Origin of the sequence: Agrobacterium leguminum (genome assembly GCF_005144435.2) — a bacterium.
Lineage (GTDB): Bacteria > Pseudomonadota > Alphaproteobacteria > Rhizobiales > Rhizobiaceae > Agrobacterium > Agrobacterium leguminum.
This window is the reverse complement of sequence record NZ_CP120212.1, coordinates 274,684-291,051: the sequence shown is the minus strand read 5'-3', so window position 1 is coordinate 291,051 and position 16,368 is coordinate 274,684. Positions and strand designations below refer to the sequence as shown.

Here is a 16,368-nt window from a genome sequence, read left to right as displayed (position 1 = left end):
CTATTAAGTCATTGATTTAAAGAAATATAGTCGCAAAACTGCCTGCAGGGCAGGCCGCTGCTTGCTTGCCTCCCGTCAAATTTCTCCGTTCATCTGGATCACGCGAATTTTGCGCAGTTTCAACGTATGCGAGAAACGTATCGGGCAACGCTATGGTCGAACCAGGTCCATGAAACTTCGGCCACCGCACCATCCTGCGCCTGGCTGAGACGCAACACCCGCGGCACCAGCGCGCCTGATTTCTGACCGAAGACCTCGGGCGTCCATTCCGGTACTTCGCCGAGATCGATGCGATCCTCCGCCTTCGATATCCAGAGGTTGAGGCGGGTGCGATAATAGAGATAAAGGGATTCCGACATGTTCTCGATGGCGATGGTGTCGACGTAAGAACCGTCCAGCCAGATTTCTTCGATGGCCGCTGGTTTGCCGGCAATGCGCCGCAGGCGGCGAATCCTGTGCCCTTCGGCCGATGTGCCGAAAGCGGGCAGGTCGGCGGGCTTGGCAAGACGCGCCACATCCAGAACTTCCGCCGTCGGCAGGCCGCCGCCCTCGATCAGTTCAAGCCGGAAGAAGGCGTAGACGCTTTGCGGATCGCTGACGGCGCGGATGTAGTTGCCCGAGCCCTGCACGCGCTCCAGCAGGCCGCGCTCCTGCAATTCGGCGAGCGACTTGCGAAGCGTGCCAACGGCGATGCCGAGATCGGCCGCCATGTCGCGCTCCGGCGCGAGCTTCTCGCCATCGATCAGCCGACCCGCCGCCACCTCGCGCACCAGCATTTCCGCGATCTGCATATACATTGGCAGGCTGCCGCCAGTGTGTTTCATATGCCGTTTCCTCCCCCGAAACAAAAATTGATACATCATTGATTTACATATTTCTTGATGTTATGCAAGAAAAACGAGAGCGGCCCTGAGGAGGAATTGCATGACCGTCGTACCCGTTACATCCGCTGATCTCGATGCTGCCGAGGTCTCCTGGTTTTCCGCTTTGTGTTCCGATGATTACGCCTATCTTGGCGTGCCGGATGGCAGCCTGCGTTCCAGTTTCGAGCATTGCTCCGATATCGTCAAAAAGGCCGAAGAACTCGGTTTTCGCAACATCCTCTGCCCTTCATCCTATCAAGTCGGGCAGGATACGTTGAGCTTCGTCGCTGGCTGTGCGCCGATAAGCGACCGCATCAATTTCCTTGCTGCTATCCGTTGCGGCGAAATGCAGCCGATCATGCTGGCGCGCACGGTGGCGACGCTCGACCACATGCTGAAAGGCCGTCTGACGCTCAACGTCATCAGTTCCGATTTCCCCGGCGAAGTGGCCGATAGCGCCTTTCGCTACAAGCGCAGCCATGAGGTCGTTGAGATTCTGCGCCAGGCCTGGACGCGCGACACCATCGACCATGACGGCGAAATATACCAGTTCAAGGGCGTCTCTACCGAGCCGGCAAGACCCTATCAGCAGAATGGCGGACCGCTTCTTTATTTCGGTGGCTACTCGCCGGATGCGCTGGAACTCTGCGGCGCGCAATGCGACGTCTATCTGATGTGGCCGGAAACGAAGGACCAGCTTGCGGACCGCATGCGTGCCGCAAATGAGCGCGCCGCCGCCAATGGCCGCACGCTGGATTACGGCCTGCGCGTTCATATGGTGGTGCGCGATACCGAACAGGAAGCCCGCGAATATGCCGAACATCTTGTTTCGAAGCTCGATGACGAATATGGGCAACTGATCCGCAACCGCGCGCATGACAGCGGCTCGCTCGGCGTGTCGCATCAGGCGCGTGCCCGCGAACTCGCCGACAAGTTCGGTTATGTCGAACCCAATCTGTGGACCGGCATCGGCCGGGCGCGTTCGGGCTGCGGTGCGGCGCTGGTCGGTTCCACCGACAAGGTGCTTTCGGCGCTGGAGGAATACCAGAAGATGGGCATTCGCGCCTTCATCCTTTCCGGTTATCCGCATCTCGATGAGGCGGAGCACTTCGGCACCAAGGTTCTGCCGCAGATGAAAACCTGCTCCCTGCCGCATGCCTATGGCCGGGTGCCTTCTGAAACGCCGGCCACGCCGCTCGGCAACGGGGAACGCCACTGATGGAACGCATCGCTCTTTCCGACAAACTCGAACTCAGCCGCATCGTCTACGGCATGTGGCGCATCGGTGACGATGCCGATACCTCGCCCGCCCATGTGCAGGCCAAGATCGAGGCTTGCCTCGCGCAGGGCATCACCACCATGGATCAGGCCGATATTTACGGCGGATACACGGCGGAAGCCATTCTGGGTGCCGGCCTGAAAGCTGCTCCGGGGCTGCGTGACAGAATAGAGATCGTCACCAAATGCGGCATCGTTGCACCTGCCGGGCGTCACGCCGCCGCCCGTGTCAAACATTACGACACGACGGCCGGCCACATCAACGCCTCGGTCGAGGCGTCGCTTCGCGACATGGGGACGGATCACGTCGACCTGCTGCTCATTCACCGTCCCGATCCGTTGATCGATGCGGAAGAAACCGGCAAGGCGCTCGACGCGCTGGTGGCATCCGGGAAGGTCAAGGCCGTCGGCGTCTCCAACTTCCGCCCCTGGGATTTCTCCCTGCTGCAATCGGCGATGAGCAACCGGCTCGTGACCAACCAGATCGAAATGAGCCTTCTTGCCACGGATTGCTTCACCAATGGCGATCTAGCCTTCCTGCAGGAAAAGCGCGTTTCTCCAATGGCATGGTCGCCGCTTGGCGGCGGCTCGCTGTTCTCCGGTGCCCATGGCGGCACAATGGCCGCTCTGCAGCGCATCGGCAAGGAGCAGGGCGTGGATGCCACGGCAGTGGCGATCGCCTGGCTTTTGCGGCATCCGGCCAAGATCGTGCCTGTGCTCGGCACCAACAATATCGAGCGTATCAGAACGGCGGCCGATGCCCTCAACGTGACGATGGACCGCCAGACGTGGTTCGAACTCTACACCCTTGCGCTTGGAAAAGAGGTGCCGTGATGACAGTGGCAGAGGCGATCAAAATGCCCAATGAGCATGTATTCGTTCCCGGCGGCGAAAACAGCCGCAGCTTCCGCAATGCGCTCGGCGCTTTCACCACCGGCGTGACGGTGGTGACCGCCACGACGCCGGAAGGGCCGATCGGCATGACGGTCAACAGCTTCGCATCCGTGTCGCTCGATCCGCCGCTGGTGCTGTGGTCGCCGGCCAAAAGCTCGTCGCGTTATCAGGCCTTCAGTGGTGCAACCCATTTCGCCATCCATGTGCTCAGCGCCGATCAGGATGTGCTGAGCGCCCGCTTCACCCGCAACGGCCGCGCTTTCGACGATCTCGACTGGGAAATGAACGACGAGGGCGTTCCCGTCATTCCCGGCACGCTTGCCCGTTTCGAATGCCGGCAGGCGGCGTCGCACGATGCGGGCGACCACACCATCATCGTCGGCGAGGTGCTGCGCGCCGCCCATCGTGACGGGGACCCGCTATGCTTTTCAGGCGGGGCCTTTGGCCGGTTTTCGCGGCAATAAAAGAGCCTGGCTGGATTTTCATATTCTCTGACAGAGGCTTCTGTTATTGCAGCCGTAGCGCCGTAGCGGGTTTCGAGGCGCTGAAGCGCCTCGAAAATCTGCGTTAAGCGGCAACGGAATCCGGTTCGCCGGTCCCTTCCGGCTTTTGCGGTTCGGTGTGTTTTTCCGCCTTTTTCCGGCGGGAAAACAGCCCGGTGAGGAAATGGCCGAACCGGTCCATTTCCACGAAGATGACAGGCGTGATGAACAGCGTCAGCAATTGCGAGACGATGAGGCCGCCGACCACGGCGATGCCTAGCGGCTGGCGCAGTTCCGAACTCGCGCCCGAACCGAGCGCGATGGGAAGCGCCCCAAGCAGCGCGCAGAAGGTCGTCATCATGATCGGCCGGAACCGGCGCACGCAGGCCTCGTGAATGGCGGTTGCGGGCGGCTCGGCCTTTTCCCGCATCAGTTCCACCGCGACATCGATCATCATGATCGCGTTTTTCTTGACGATGCCGATCAGCATCAGCAGGCCGATCAGCGCGATGATCGAGAAATCCATGCCCATCACCTTCAGCGCCACCAGTGCGCCGAAGGCCGCCGCCGGCAGGCCGGAGAGGATGGTCAGCGGGTGGATGAAGCTCTCGTAAAGCACGCCGAGCACCACATAGATGGTCAGCACCGCCGCCAGAATGAGGATGCCGGTATTGCCCTGGCTCTGCTGGAAGATCGCCGCCGTGCCGCCATAGCTGGTGAAGACATCCTGCGGCAGGCCTATCGTGCTCTTGATCTGATCGATCCGGCTTGTGGCATCGGAAAGCGCTACGCCGTCGGGCAGGTTGAAGGAGATGGTGGTGGAGACGAGCTGGCCCGTCTGGTTGATGGTAACGGGCGCCTGTGTGCGGGTGAGGCTGGCGAAGTTTGAAAGCGGAACCAGAACGCCCGATTTTGCCGAAAGAATGTTGATATCGCTGAGGAAATCATCATTCCACGGTTTCGAGCTGTCGAATTCCACAATCACGTCGTAGCTGTCGCCGGTGGATTGGATCTGTGCCGCCGTATAACCGCCAAAGGACATTTCCAGCGTCTTGCGCAACTGGTCATTGGTGATGCCGAAGGCTGCGGCCTTTTCCGGGTCGACGGAAATCGTCGCGGCGATCGCGCCGTTCTGGGCATCTGAGGTGACGGAGGTGAAGGTATGGTCGCGGCGCATCGCTTCCATCAGCTTGTTCGACCATTCATTGGTCGTGTCGGCATTCAGGCCCTGAACGACGAGCTGGTATTGGCTGGCGGAGCTGCGCCCGCCGAAACGCAGGCTCTGCTGCGGATTGATATAGGTGCGGATGCCCGCCACTTTCGATGTGGCCTGCCCCAGTTCCGCCAGCACCTGGCTCAGCGGCGCGCGCTCTTCCTTGGGCTTCAGCTCCACGAACATCGAGCCGTTGTTCAGCGGGTTACGGGAATTGCCGCCGACAATGGAGGTGACGTGCACCACGGCTGGATTCTTGCGGATCTGATCGGCGACCTGAGCCTGGAGATCGCGCATTGCCGTATAGGAAATATCCTCACGCGCCTGTGTCGAAACGGAAAGACGACCAATATCTTCCTGGGGAAAAAAGCTGGAGGGCAGGGTTTCGAAGAGATAGAGCGATGCCGCGACCGAAGCGAGAAACGATGCCAAAACGATGCGGCGATGGGAAAGGCACCAGCCGACGGCGCGGCCATAGGCGCGCAACGTGCGTTCGAAACCCGCATCGAACCAGCGGATGATCGCCGGTGGTCTGGAGGAGTGGCCGGAGAGGCGCGAAGCGAGCATCGGCGTCACCGTCAGCGAGACCAGTGCCGAGGCCATGATCGCGAGCGTGACGACCATGCCGAATTCGTTGAAGAGCCTGCCGATGACGCCGCCCATCAACAGGATGGGAATGAAGACGGCAACCAGCGAGATGGACATGGAGAGAATGGTGCTGCTGACCTCTGCCGCGCCCTGAAGGGCCGCTTCGCGCATGGGCAGGCCTTTTTCATGCAGGCGCAGGATGTTTTCCAGCATGACGATGGCGTCGTCCACCACCAGCCCCACCGAAAGTGTCAGGCCGAGCAGCGAGATATTGTCGATGCTGTAGCCCAGAACATACATCATGCCGAAGGCGGTGATGAGAGAGAGAGGCACGGCAAGGCCCGGAATGATGGTCGCCGTCAGGTGCCCGGTGAAGAGATAGATAACCGCAACCACCAGTCCGATGGTAAGAAACAGCGTGAACTGAACGTCCGAAATCGCGTCCTTGATGGCGGTCGAGGCGTCATTCATGACGTTGATATTGACCGAAGGCGGCAATTGCTGGTGAAGCGCTGGCAGCTTGGCCTTGATGGCGTCCACCACGTCGACGGTATTGGCGTCCGGCTGGCGCTGCACGGCGAGAACGATGGCCTGTTCGCCGTCGAACCAGCTGCCGGCATTGGTGTTGTCGATGCTGTCGGTGACATTGGCGATATCGCCGAGATGGATCGGTGCGCCATTGTTCGTCGAGACGACCAGCGAGCGGAAGGCGGCCGCATTGGTGCGCTGGGTATCGGCCTCGATCGTCAGGCGCTGATTGTCGTTCTGCAACGCCCCGACGGGAACCTGATTATTCGCCTGGGCGATGGCGGTGGTGACGGTGTCGACGCCAAGCCCTCTTGCCTGAAGCTGGGCCGGATCGAGGCCGATACGCACGGCGTAGGTCTGCGCGCCATAGATGCTCACCTGTGCGACGCCCGATATGGTGGAAAGAAGCGGCGAGATGATGTTCTCGGCGATTTCATCGACCTTGCTGGTCGGCATTTCCTTGCTGTTGACGGCCAGCAGCAGCACCGGCGCATCGGCGGGGTTGGTCTTGCGATAGCTCGGCGTCGTCGTCATGTTGCTCGGCAATTGCCGCTGTGCGCGGGAAATCGCGGCCTGCACATCGGCCGCCGCTGCATCGATATCGCGGTTGAGATCGAACTGCAGCACGATCGAGCTGTTGCCGAGCGTATTGGTGGCGCTGATTTCGCTGACGCCGGGAATGGTCTCGAACTGCTTGACCAGCGGTGTGGTGACCGATGTGGCCATGGTTTGCGGCGAAGCGCCGGAAAGCGACGAGGAAACGTTGATCGTCGGGAAATCCACCTTCGGCAGGGCGGCGACGGGCAGCAGGCGGAAGCCGGCAAGCCCGGCCAGCACCAGGCCGATGGCGAGAAGCGTGGTGGCGACGGGCCGGTTGATGCAGAAATTCGGGATCATTGGCCGCCAACCTTTTCCTGCGGAATATTGGCGGCCAGATTGCCAGCCGCGCCGCCCTTGTCGGAAAATTGCTCGACCACGAACTGGCCGTCGGCAAGTTCGGATTGACCCTCGATAATCACATGCTCGCCGCCATTCAGGCCGCTTGCGATGGCGGTAAGATCGCCGTTCGAGCGGGCGACTTCCACCGGCGTCATATGGGCATGATGCTCGCTATCGACGGTATAGACGAAGTTGCCCTTCGGCCCCGGCCGCACGGCGACCGTCGGCACGACGATCATTTCATCGTCCGAAACGAAGTGCGCGGTGACATTGACGGACTGGCCGGGCCATAAAAGACCGCGATCGTTCTTGAATTCCGCCTTGGCCAGCACCGTACCGGAGGTTTGGTCCACCGTATTGTCGTAGAACCGCAGTACGCCGCTCATCGGTTCGCCCCCCGTCGCCGCGGGGTCGACATCGACTGCGGTATCCTTCGCCACGCCTTCGCGCAATTGCGGCAGATAGCGCTGCGAGAGCCGGAAACTGACCGAAATCGGATCGTATTTGGTGATTGTCACGATATTGACGCCGGCGCTGAGATAGGCGCCGGGGCTGACGCTGATATCGCCGAGCCGTCCATCGAAGGGGGCACGGATTTCCATATGTTCGAGCGTCACCTGGTCGGAGGCAAGCGTTGCCTTGTCGGCATCGATCTTGGCGCTGGCGCTATCCCGCGCCGCCCTTGCCTGATCCAGCACCTGCTGGGATTCCGCGCTCTGCTTGACGAGGTTGGCGGCGCGCTGGAAGGCGGCCTCCGTCTGCTCCAGCGTTGCCTGATCGGCGGCGATATTGGCCTTGTCCTTGTCGACAGCCGCGCGGGCGATGCGGTCATCCATCTTGAGGATAAGGTCGCCCGCCTTGATATGCTGACCGTCCTTCGCCTCGATTTCCATGACGAGGCCGGCCTGAAGCGGCGCGATATTGGTGATGTCGGCCGCAACCGCCCAGCCCGTCGCCGTTGCATCCATCGGCAGCGTCGCCTTGCCGACGGCGATGGTGCTGACGGTGGGTGGTCCGCCATTGCGCCGCCCTCCGCCCTGTCTTTGTCCCTGCTGCCGGGCTGGTTGGCCGCCTTGGGAGGACTGCGCCGCCGTTTCGGCGTCGGCCCTGGGAGACACGCTGGCAAATTGTTTGAGATAGGGGACTTGATCGAGCGGCAGGCGATCCTTGAAATACCAGGCACCGGCGGCTGCGATGGCAAGAACGCTGAGAGCGGTCCAGAAACGTTTCATCTGACGATTCCGCGTAATGAGAGCGATACATGTTTCCCGAACATGTGCGGTAAGCCTTGGGAGCAGCTTTCCCCCACAAGACACCCAATGCGCTGCGAAATCACCTTAAACTTTTGTAATGGCGGCGACAATGACCGTCGCTATATCCCTTGCCTTTCAGGAGGCAGACGGTTTCGGTTTATGCTCCAGGCAATGCTTGACCATGTTCCCGTTTCGCCGCTGGTTCCGGCCAAGGAAAAAGCCGCCTCGTTTCCGGGGCGGCTCTGGCATGAACGGCGAGAAGCCTCCGACTAGAAGGCCCGGATGGCGTTGCGGGTCGCCAGCACGTCCTCGGCGACATTGCCCGTCGTTGCTGGTACGGAGCCGACGAGATCCAGGAACTTGTAAAGTTCGGTGGCCTGCGAGTTGGTGACATAGATGATGTCGCGATCCTGCATCGGGAACTTCGTGGCGGCGAAGAAGGTCGACGGATCGCGCAGATTGGCGCGGAAGATGACCGGAACGTCCTGTCCGGGGAACTTCGACGTATTGATGCCGAGCTTCACGAGAAGATCGCGCTTGACGATACGATAAACATAGACCTGAGCCGGGTCGGCACGGGAATCGAGCAGTCCACCCGCTTTGCCGAGTGCATCCGAAAGCTTGAGATCGGCATCCTCGAACTCGAAACGTCCGTTGAGGCCCGAAGCGCCGAAGGCAAGGTAGGTGCGGCGCTCACGTTCCACCATGATCGTGTCGCCCGGAACCACATAGATGTTTTCGGACGGCGTGCTGACGAGGTGGTTGTAGTTGACGCGGGCGGTCTTGCCGCGGCGGATCAGCGTGACATAGGATTCGATATTCGGGGCGCTGAGGCCCTTTGCATAGGAGATGATGTCGAGAACCCGATCGCCCGCTTCCGAAAGCTGAACCTTTGTTGGCTCCTTGACGTCGCCCAGCACGGAGGCCTGTGCGGAGCGGCTGGAAATCTTGGTGATGAGAACCTGCGGCTCGATGGCGCGGTTGGCGAGCCGTTCCTCGATTTCGCTCTGCACATCCTCGACATTGCGGCCGGTGGCGCGAATCTTGCCCGCATAGGGGACGCTGATATTGCCTTCCCGGTCCACGGTCTGGTTCGGCAGGCTGATGAAGTTGCCGGGACGGCTGCCCGCGTCGTTCGGAATGAACAGGCCGCCGGCCTGGCTTTCAAAGATTGCAACCTGCACCACGTCGCCGACGCCCATCGGCAGCGCCGGAACGCCGCCCTTGCCGCCGCCGAAACTGCCGAGCAGGGTGGTGGTTGTGGTGTCGCCGACGTAATTGAGGACGGAGCTGTTGATGTCGAGCAGCGCGTAGTCGACACCGGCGGTTTTGTGCTTGTCCTTGGAGGCGAATTTCACGGAAGCGTTAGATTCGATCGAGGCTGCATCGGGGCCGGAGGCCGCAGTAACCGTGCAACCCGCCAGTGCTGCAGAGGCAAGCAGAATCGAAACATTCAATAAACGCATTTGGTCCTCGAAATGAATGCCGTCCGAAAAGCAGAAATAATCCGGACATCGTATAAGTTTTTAAAAATAAGCACTTCATAAATGACACCGGTAAAGGAAATCCAAATCGGCATTACATCCGTTCAGCGGAATCGCATCCCGGGATGTTTACGTCCCCTATCAGGCATATGCCCAATTTCAGACGATGCTTCAAGTTCATCATCGTTCAACTGCGCCGAAAAATTCCGGGCGAGGCACGATGTTCGAACCTTCTGATGGTGTCAGTATTGTTGCGCTTCAATATTCAGTTGGATGCCATAATCTCTTTGATTGCTGCATTGCGCTAGTGCAGTTTTGTCACGCTTGCGCGGTTTCTTTTGCTGTTGACTGACGTGAAGACTAATCAATTGTTTTGTAAATGTTTTTATGTGCCCGTCATGCCCGCTCAGCCAGTGCGAAATTCACGGTATCCGCGAATTCCCGCAGGAAACGCTCGCGTGAGAAGCGGGCGGCATTGTTGATGCAGGCGTTCTTGTCGAAGCGGTCGGAATTGTCGACGAACTCCTGTACGGCGGCGCAGATCGCCTCCGGTGTCTGCTCACCGAAATAAAGGCCGGTCGGATGGTTGGAGGCGCCGAGCGGAACGACGGTTTCCAGCACGCCGCCCTTGCCATAGGCGATGACCGGTGTGCCGAGCGCCTGGGATTCGACCGGCACGATGCCGAAATCGTCTTCCGCCGCAAAGACAAAGGCTCTGGCCTCGGCCATGTATTTGTGAAGCTCTTCATTGCCCACGAAACCGAGGATTTCGACATTCGGCGTGGCGATTTCGCGGATGCGTTTCATGTCCGGCCCGTCGCCGATGACGACCAGCCGTTTGTCGGGCATCTTTGCAAAGGCTTCAACGATCAGGTGCACCTTCTTGTAGGGCACGAGCCGGGATGCCGTGACGAAATAGTCACCCTTAAGCTCGGACGGGGAAAGATGGGACGTGTCCACCGGCGGATAGATCACGGTGGAATCGCGGCCATAACACTTGCGCACCCGGTTACGGATGAATTTGGAGTTGACCGTCATCAGGTCGACGCCGTTGGCGGTGCGGATGTCCCACATGCGGATATAGTGAAGAATGGCGCGCGCGATCCATGAGGTAAAGCCGCGCGTCAGTCTGGTTTCCTTGAGATACTGGTGCTGGAGGTCCCAGGCGTAGCGGATGGGGCTATGGATATAGGAGACGTGAAACTGGCCCGGGCCGGTGATGACGCCCTTGGCAACCGCATAGCTCGAGGAAATCACCAGATCGTAGCCGCTCAGATCGAACTGTTCGATGGCGAGCGGCATGAGCGGCAGATAGGAGCGGTATTTTTTCCGGGCGAAAGGCAGCTTCTGGATGAAGGAGGTGTTGACGGGACGGCCGCCGAGAAACCCCCGGTCGCGCTCGCTCATGAAATCGACAAGGCAGTACAGATCCGCGTGAGGATAAATTTCAAGAAGGTTGTGAAGCACTTTTTCGGCCCCGCCTCTGTCGGTGAGCCAGTCATGCACGATTGCCGTCTTCATAATTTCCTCAATAATTTCAACGTAATAAAAATTAATGTTCCGCCATGGAATAAAGTTTGGCGGTGTAGAATATCAGGTCTGTCTGCAGCCCTTGAAAATACGGCTGGCGGCGTCAAATGGCGTAACGATTAGTAAGAATATGCGGGTATGTCTGGGGTGGCCTAGCGTTAGTCCGCTCTTTAATAGCACTTTGTTCGCAAATGCGAAATATCCAACCTTCTTAATTCCCTTTCTTCCTTTGCAGTCAAACGCCAGTCGTCATTCCCGCTCTCACACTCGAAAGAGATGGATGTCACGGCGCGCCGCATTTTTGGCGAAACTCCCATTTTTTCATTGCCTTAAACGTTGCTGCCACCTCTCCCGAAGACTTCTCTTGCGTTTCGCCGATCATGGAAACCCATCATCGTGCCGCATTGTCATTGACAAGGCGTCTTATCGAGATATTCTGTTATAAAGATGCATATAACATAATAATGGAACACATAAGAGCTGGGAGCTTGACCATGAGACGTAAACTTGCATTTCTCGCCACCGCCGCTTTGCTGCTTGCGCCGGGTGTAATGATGGCTGCGGAGAAGGGTGGCGTCATCAATGTCGCCACCATCGGCGAGCCGCCGACCCTCGATCCCATGGCGTCTACCGCCGATCTCGTCGGCATCGTCACGCAGCATATTTTCGAAACGCTCTATACCTTCGACAAGGGCTGGAAGGTGACGCCGCTTCTGGCGGAAAGCCTGCCCGAGATCAGTGCGGACGGCAAAACCTACACGATCAAGCTCAGGCAGGGCATCAAGTTCCATGACGGCAGCGACATGACATCCGAAGATGTCGTCGCCTCGCTCGGCCGCTGGATGAAGATCGCCTCGCGCGGCAAGCAGGCAGCCGGCTTTATCGACAATATCTCCGCGCCGGATGCCGGAACGGTGACGATCGCCCTCAAGCAGCCCTATGCGCCGCTCGCCTCGCTGCTCGCCTTCAACAATTCCGCAGCCATCATTCTGCCGGCCGAAAAGCAGGCGGAGCCGATGGCCGAATTCATCGGCACCGGCCCCTATATGCTGAAGGAACGCAAGGCCGACCAGTATATCCAGCTCGTTCGTTTCGATGGCTACAAGTCCCGCGATGGCGAAAGCGACGGTTATGGCGGTGCACGCCACCAGTATCTCGATGAAATCCGCTTCGTTCCGGTGCCCGATCCGAATACCCGTGTCGAAGCCGCCGTTTCCGGGCAATATGACTACGTCGATTCTATTCCGGTGGAATCCTTCGACAAGGTGAAGTCGTCATCTGCCTCACAGCCTTTGATGCTGAAGCCTTTCGGTTATCCGGTCTTCGTGTTCAACACGAAGGAGGGGCTTTCTTCCAAGCTGGAGGTCCGCAAGGCGGTGACCGAAGCGCTGAACATGGAAGACATGCTGGCGGCTGCATTCGGCAGCACGGATTTCTATGCGCTCGACGGCGCCTATTATCCCGATAATTTCTCCTGGCATTCGGAAGATGGCGTCGAGGGCAACTATAATCTCGGCAATCCGGAAGCCGCCGCCGAAAAGCTGAAGGCGGCCGGTTACAACGGCGAGCCGCTGCGCATCCTCACCAGCCGCCAGTATGAGTTCCATTACAAGATGGCGCAGGTCGCTGCGGAATATCTGAAGCTTGCCGGTTTCAAGGTGGATATGCAGGTGGTGGACTGGGCGACGCTGACGCAGCGCCGCGCCGACCCGAAGCTCTGGGATATCTACATCACCCATAGTCCCTTCCTGCCGGAGCCGGCGCTGATCGGTGCGCTCTCCACCGGCTCGCCGGGCTGGTGGGATACGCCGGCGCGCAAGGCGGCGGTTGATGCCTTCACCTCGGAAGCCGATCCGGACAAGCGTATCGCGCTCTGGGCCAATGTGCAGAAAACGATCTATGCCGAGCTGCCGCTCATCAAAATCGGCGACTTCAATGCCGTGGCGGCCAAGTCCAACAAGCTGGAAGGCGTCGATCCGGCTCCATGGCCTTACTTCTGGAATGCATCGGTCACGAAGTAAGACCGGCACCGCACGCCGTCACCCCGGCCTTGAGCCGGGGTCCAGCGCGATCAGTCCTTGATCGCAAGAGACCTTTTCACCACGCGGACGCGTGGTGGCTGGATGCCGGATCAAGTCTGGCATGACGGAAGTGAGCAGTCGATCTTTAAGTAACCCGGTTCAACCGTCGCCTGATAGCGGCAATCACGCGCTTCGGAGCTATTATACGTGATACGGTATATTTTCCAGAGACTTGCGGGAATGATCGTGGTGATGTTCCTTGTCGTCACCATCGTCTTCGTCATCCTGCGCGTAACACCCGGAGATCCGGCGGCCGTGATGCTGGGGCCGGATGCCTCGGCGCAGGACATTGCGGAGTTGCGCAGCCGGCTCGGTCTCGATCAGTCGCTCGGCGTGCAATATGTCTATTATATCGGGCAATTGCTGAAGGGCGATCTCGGCCAGTCGATCTTTCTCAACATGCCGGTTGGATCGGCGCTGCTGGACCGGGCCGAACCGACCTTCTTCCTGACGATTTTTTCGCTGCTGATCGCCAGCGTCATCGCCCTTCCCATCGGCATCTATGCCGCTTACCGTCGTGGCTCTTTTGTCGATCAGGCAGCGACCACAGTGGCGATGCTGGCGGCAAGCATTCCGAGCTTCTGGCTTGGCCTCATTCTCATGCAGGTCTTCGCCGTCCGGCTCGATATGTTCCCGGTATCGGGTTATGGCGGTCCGGGCGCAAGCTTTCTTGAGCGCATGTATCACCTGACCCTGCCGGCAATCGCGCTCGGCCTCGTCTCCTCCGCCCTCATCCTGCGCTTCACCCGCGCCTCGATGCTGGATGTTTTAGGCGACGATTATGTCCGCACCGCCCGTGCCAAGGGCGTCAAGGAGCGCCGCGTGGTGATGAAACATGCGCTGAAAAACGCGCTCATTCCCATCCTGACCGTACTCGGACTTACCGCCGCCGTGCTGATTTCCGGTGCAGTCGTCACGGAAACCGTTTTCGGTCTGCCGGGCGTCGGCAATCTCGTCGTCTCGGCCGTTCTCAGGCGCGATTATCCGGTCATTCAGGGCGCGCTTCTCGTCATCGCCGGGCTTTACGTGCTCATCAATTTTGCAATCGACATGCTCTATCTGCTGGTCGATCCGAGGGTTCGTTACTGATGGCCGATATCGTTTCCACCGCCCCGCCGGCACGCAACCCGACCGTCCTTTTCATTCGGCGTCTCCTGAAGCGCAAGACGGTCGCTGCCGGTCTCATCGTGCTGCTGGTCTTCGTGCTTCTCGCGGTTTTCGCGCCGATGATTGCGCCCTATTCGCCATCGAAGCTGTCGATTGTGAACCGCCTGAAGCCACCAAGCGAGCTTTACTGGTTCGGCACCGACGAGTTTGGTCGCGACGTCTTCTCGCGCACCATCTATGCCGGAAGACTGTCGCTGTTGGTGGGTGCAGCCGTGGTGGCGCTTTCGGCGCTGATCGGCATCACGCTCGGTTTGCTCGCCGGTTTCTTCCAGAAACTGGATACGCCGATTGCGCGGCTGATCGATGCCATGATGGCGTTTCCGGATATTCTGCTCGCCATCGCGCTGGTGGCCGCGCTCGGTCCGTCGCTGACGACTGTCATCATCGCACTTGCTGTCGTTTATTCGCCGCGCCTTGCACGCATCGTGCGCGCCTCGACGCTGGTGATCCGTGAACTGCCCTATGTGGAGGCGGCGAAGGCGCTCGGCATCTCCACCTTCCACATCATGACGCGGCATGTGCTGCGCAATCTGGTCTCGCCGATCCTCGTGCAATGCACCTTCCTCTTTGCCAGCGCCATGCTGGCCGAGGCCGGCCTGTCGTTTCTGGGGCTTGGTGTCAGCCCCGAAATACCCACCTGGGGAACCATGATCTCCGCCGGCCGCCAATATATCGGCCAGGCGGACTGGATGACCTATTTCCCCGGCTTTGCCATCATTCTTTCCGTGCTGTCGCTGCAAATGGTCGGTGACGGGCTGCGGGACATGCTCGACCCAAGACTGCGAAGGGATTTGTAATATGACGTCCGGTGAACAGGCGAAAACGCCTCTTCAAGCTCCCATTCTTCTCACCAATGTCAAACCCGTCGGTTTCGGAAAGGGTGCATCACAGGCTTCGACCGATATTCTGATCGGCGGCGATGGCAAGATCGCCGCGGTTGGGCCTGCCATTCAGGCGCCAGCTGATGCGCAGCGCATTGATGCCAGGGGTGCCTTCGTCTCGCCCGGCTGGGTCGATCTGCATGTGCATATCTGGCACGGCGGCACCGATATTTCTATCCGCCCCTCCGAATGCGGGGCCGAGCGTGGCGTGACGACGCTGGTGGATGCCGGTTCGGCGGGTGAGGCGAATTTCCACGGTTTCCGGGAATATATCATCGAGCCCTCGAGGGAGCGCATCAAGGCCTTCCTCAATCTCGGTTCCATCGGTCTCGTCGCCTGTAACCGCGTGCCGGAACTGCGCGACATCAAGGATATCGATCTCGATCGTATCCTCGAATGTTACGCCGAAAACAGCGAACATATTGTCGGCCTCAAGGTGCGGGCGAGCCATGTCATCACCGGCTCCTGGGGCGTTACACCGGTCAAGCTCGGCAAGAAGATCGCCAAGATACTGAAAGTGCCGATGATGGTGCATGTGGGCGAACCGCCGGCACTTTACGACGAGGTGCTGGAAATTCTCGGCCCCGGCGATGTCGTGACCCATTGCTTCAACGGCAAGTCGGGCTCCAGCATCATGGAAGACGAGGACCTGTTCAACCTTGCCGAACGCTGCGCTGGCGAAGGCATCCGGCTGGATATCGGCCATGGTGGTGCGTCCTTCTCCTTCAAGGTGGCGGAAGCGGCGATTGCACGCGGCCTTTTGCCCTTCTCGATCTCCACGGATTTGCACGGCCACTCGATGAATTTCCCGGTCTGGGATCTGGCGACGACCATGTCGAAGCTGCTGTCGGTCGAAATGCCCTTTGAAAACGTCGTTGAGGCCGTCACCCGCAATCCGGCCTCCATCATTCGCCTCGATATGGAAAATCGCCTCGATGTCGGCCAGCGCGCTGATTTCACGATTTTCGATCTTGTCGATGCCGATCTGGAAGCGACCGATTCCAACGGCGACGTGGCGCGTCTGACTCGCCTGTTCGAGCCGCGTTACGCGGTCATCGGCGCCGAGGCGATTGCCGCCAGCCGTTATATTCCAAGGGCGCGCAAGCTCGTGCGCCACAGCCATGGTTACTCCTGGCGCTGAACTCGACTGGAATGGCGGAGGTCCGTCCTCCGCCTTCCGCAGGCAT

General features: G+C 59.5%; 12 protein-coding genes. 7 read left to right on the top strand and 5 right to left on the bottom strand.

Annotated features, from left to right (window positions below; genetic code table 11):
- Positions 1–119: 119 nt before the first annotated feature.
- The gene (locus CFBP4996_RS15880; RefSeq protein ID WP_059758203.1) at positions 120–824 is read right to left on the bottom strand and encodes a GntR family transcriptional regulator; all 705 of its coding nucleotides are present in this window, start codon (positions 822–824) and stop codon (positions 120–122) included.
- 100 nt (positions 825–924) lie between these two features.
- On the opposite strand from CFBP4996_RS15880, the gene CFBP4996_RS15875 reads away from it, so the two are divergent.
- From CFBP4996_RS15875 to smoA, 3 genes are read left to right on the top strand one after another with little or no spacing between them, the layout of a single operon-like run.
- Positions 925–2,082, top strand: coding sequence for an LLM class flavin-dependent oxidoreductase (locus CFBP4996_RS15875; protein WP_080854583.1), 1,158 nt, complete (start codon positions 925–927; stop codon positions 2,080–2,082).
- Positions 2,082–2,975, top strand: a complete 894-nt coding sequence (locus CFBP4996_RS15870) for an aldo/keto reductase (protein WP_080854584.1) — start codon at positions 2,082–2,084, stop codon at positions 2,973–2,975. The genes CFBP4996_RS15875 and CFBP4996_RS15870 overlap by 1 nt, the downstream gene beginning before the upstream one ends.
- The gene (gene smoA, locus CFBP4996_RS15865; RefSeq protein ID WP_003519878.1) at positions 2,975–3,499 is read left to right on the top strand and encodes an NADH-dependent FMN reductase SmoA; all 525 of its coding nucleotides are present in this window, start codon (positions 2,975–2,977) and stop codon (positions 3,497–3,499) included. The genes CFBP4996_RS15870 and smoA overlap by 1 nt, the downstream gene beginning before the upstream one ends.
- 103 nt (positions 3,500–3,602) lie before the next feature.
- Here smoA and CFBP4996_RS15860 read toward each other — a convergent pair whose 3' ends face one another.
- The 4 genes from CFBP4996_RS15860 to CFBP4996_RS15845 form a co-directional block, all read right to left on the bottom strand.
- Positions 3,603–6,743: an efflux RND transporter permease subunit gene (locus CFBP4996_RS15860; RefSeq protein ID WP_080854585.1), complete on the bottom strand. Its 3,141-nt coding sequence runs from the start codon at positions 6,741–6,743 to the stop codon at positions 3,603–3,605.
- Positions 6,740–8,017, bottom strand: coding sequence for an efflux RND transporter periplasmic adaptor subunit (locus CFBP4996_RS15855; protein WP_080854586.1), 1,278 nt, complete (start codon positions 8,015–8,017; stop codon positions 6,740–6,742). The genes CFBP4996_RS15860 and CFBP4996_RS15855 overlap by 4 nt, the downstream gene beginning before the upstream one ends.
- A gap of 290 nt (positions 8,018–8,307) precedes the next feature.
- Positions 8,308–9,504, bottom strand: a complete 1,197-nt coding sequence (locus tag CFBP4996_RS15850) for a polysaccharide biosynthesis/export family protein (protein ID WP_080854587.1) — start codon at positions 9,502–9,504, stop codon at positions 8,308–8,310.
- 414 nt (positions 9,505–9,918) lie between these two features.
- Positions 9,919–11,043 carry a glycosyltransferase family 4 protein gene (locus CFBP4996_RS15845; protein ID WP_080854588.1) on the bottom strand — a complete coding sequence of 375 codons (1,125 nt, stop codon included), beginning with the start codon at positions 11,041–11,043 and terminating at the stop codon, positions 9,919–9,921.
- A gap of 503 nt (positions 11,044–11,546) precedes the next feature.
- On the opposite strand from CFBP4996_RS15845, the gene CFBP4996_RS15840 reads away from it, so the two are divergent.
- The 4 genes from CFBP4996_RS15840 to CFBP4996_RS15825 all read left to right on the top strand — a co-directional run bounded on the left by CFBP4996_RS15840 (position 11,547) and on the right by CFBP4996_RS15825 (position 16,322).
- Entirely contained in the window at positions 11,547–13,073 is a 1,527-nt protein-coding gene (locus CFBP4996_RS15840; protein ID WP_080854589.1) for an ABC transporter substrate-binding protein, read from the top strand.
- Positions 13,074–13,280: 207 nt separating this feature from the next.
- Positions 13,281–14,222, top strand: a complete 942-nt coding sequence (locus CFBP4996_RS15835) for an ABC transporter permease (RefSeq protein WP_035220817.1) — start codon at positions 13,281–13,283, stop codon at positions 14,220–14,222.
- Positions 14,222–15,097: an ABC transporter permease gene (locus tag CFBP4996_RS15830; RefSeq protein ID WP_065655629.1), complete on the top strand. Its 876-nt coding sequence runs from the start codon at positions 14,222–14,224 to the stop codon at positions 15,095–15,097. Before CFBP4996_RS15835 ends, CFBP4996_RS15830 begins: the two co-directional genes overlap by 1 nt.
- A gap of 1 nt (position 15,098) precedes the next feature.
- Entirely contained in the window at positions 15,099–16,322 is a 1,224-nt protein-coding gene (locus tag CFBP4996_RS15825) for an amidohydrolase/deacetylase family metallohydrolase (RefSeq protein WP_080854590.1), read from the top strand.
- The last annotated feature ends 46 nt before the right edge of the window (positions 16,323–16,368 follow it).

Excerpts from the sequence above, each read along its gene's own strand:
- CFBP4996_RS15880 (WP_059758203.1), bottom strand. The coding sequence starts at position 824 with ATGAAACACACTGGCGGCAGCCTGCCAATGTATATGCAGATCGCGGAA.
- CFBP4996_RS15875 (WP_080854583.1), top strand. The coding sequence starts at position 925 with ATGACCGTCGTACCCGTTACATCCGCTGATCTCGATGCTGCCGAGGTC.
- CFBP4996_RS15870 (WP_080854584.1), top strand. The coding sequence starts at position 2,082 with ATGGAACGCATCGCTCTTTCCGACAAACTCGAACTCAGCCGCATCGTC.
- smoA (WP_003519878.1), top strand. The coding sequence starts at position 2,975 with ATGACAGTGGCAGAGGCGATCAAAATGCCCAATGAGCATGTATTCGTT.
- CFBP4996_RS15860 (WP_080854585.1), bottom strand. The coding sequence starts at position 6,743 with ATGATCCCGAATTTCTGCATCAACCGGCCCGTCGCCACCACGCTTCTC.
- CFBP4996_RS15855 (WP_080854586.1), bottom strand. The coding sequence starts at position 8,017 with ATGAAACGTTTCTGGACCGCTCTCAGCGTTCTTGCCATCGCAGCCGCC.
- CFBP4996_RS15850 (WP_080854587.1), bottom strand. The coding sequence starts at position 9,504 with ATGCGTTTATTGAATGTTTCGATTCTGCTTGCCTCTGCAGCACTGGCG.
- CFBP4996_RS15845 (WP_080854588.1), bottom strand. The coding sequence starts at position 11,043 with ATGAAGACGGCAATCGTGCATGACTGGCTCACCGACAGAGGCGGGGCC.
- CFBP4996_RS15840 (WP_080854589.1), top strand. The coding sequence starts at position 11,547 with ATGAGACGTAAACTTGCATTTCTCGCCACCGCCGCTTTGCTGCTTGCG.
- CFBP4996_RS15830 (WP_065655629.1), top strand. The coding sequence starts at position 14,222 with ATGGCCGATATCGTTTCCACCGCCCCGCCGGCACGCAACCCGACCGTC.
- CFBP4996_RS15825 (WP_080854590.1), top strand. The coding sequence starts at position 15,099 with ATGACGTCCGGTGAACAGGCGAAAACGCCTCTTCAAGCTCCCATTCTT.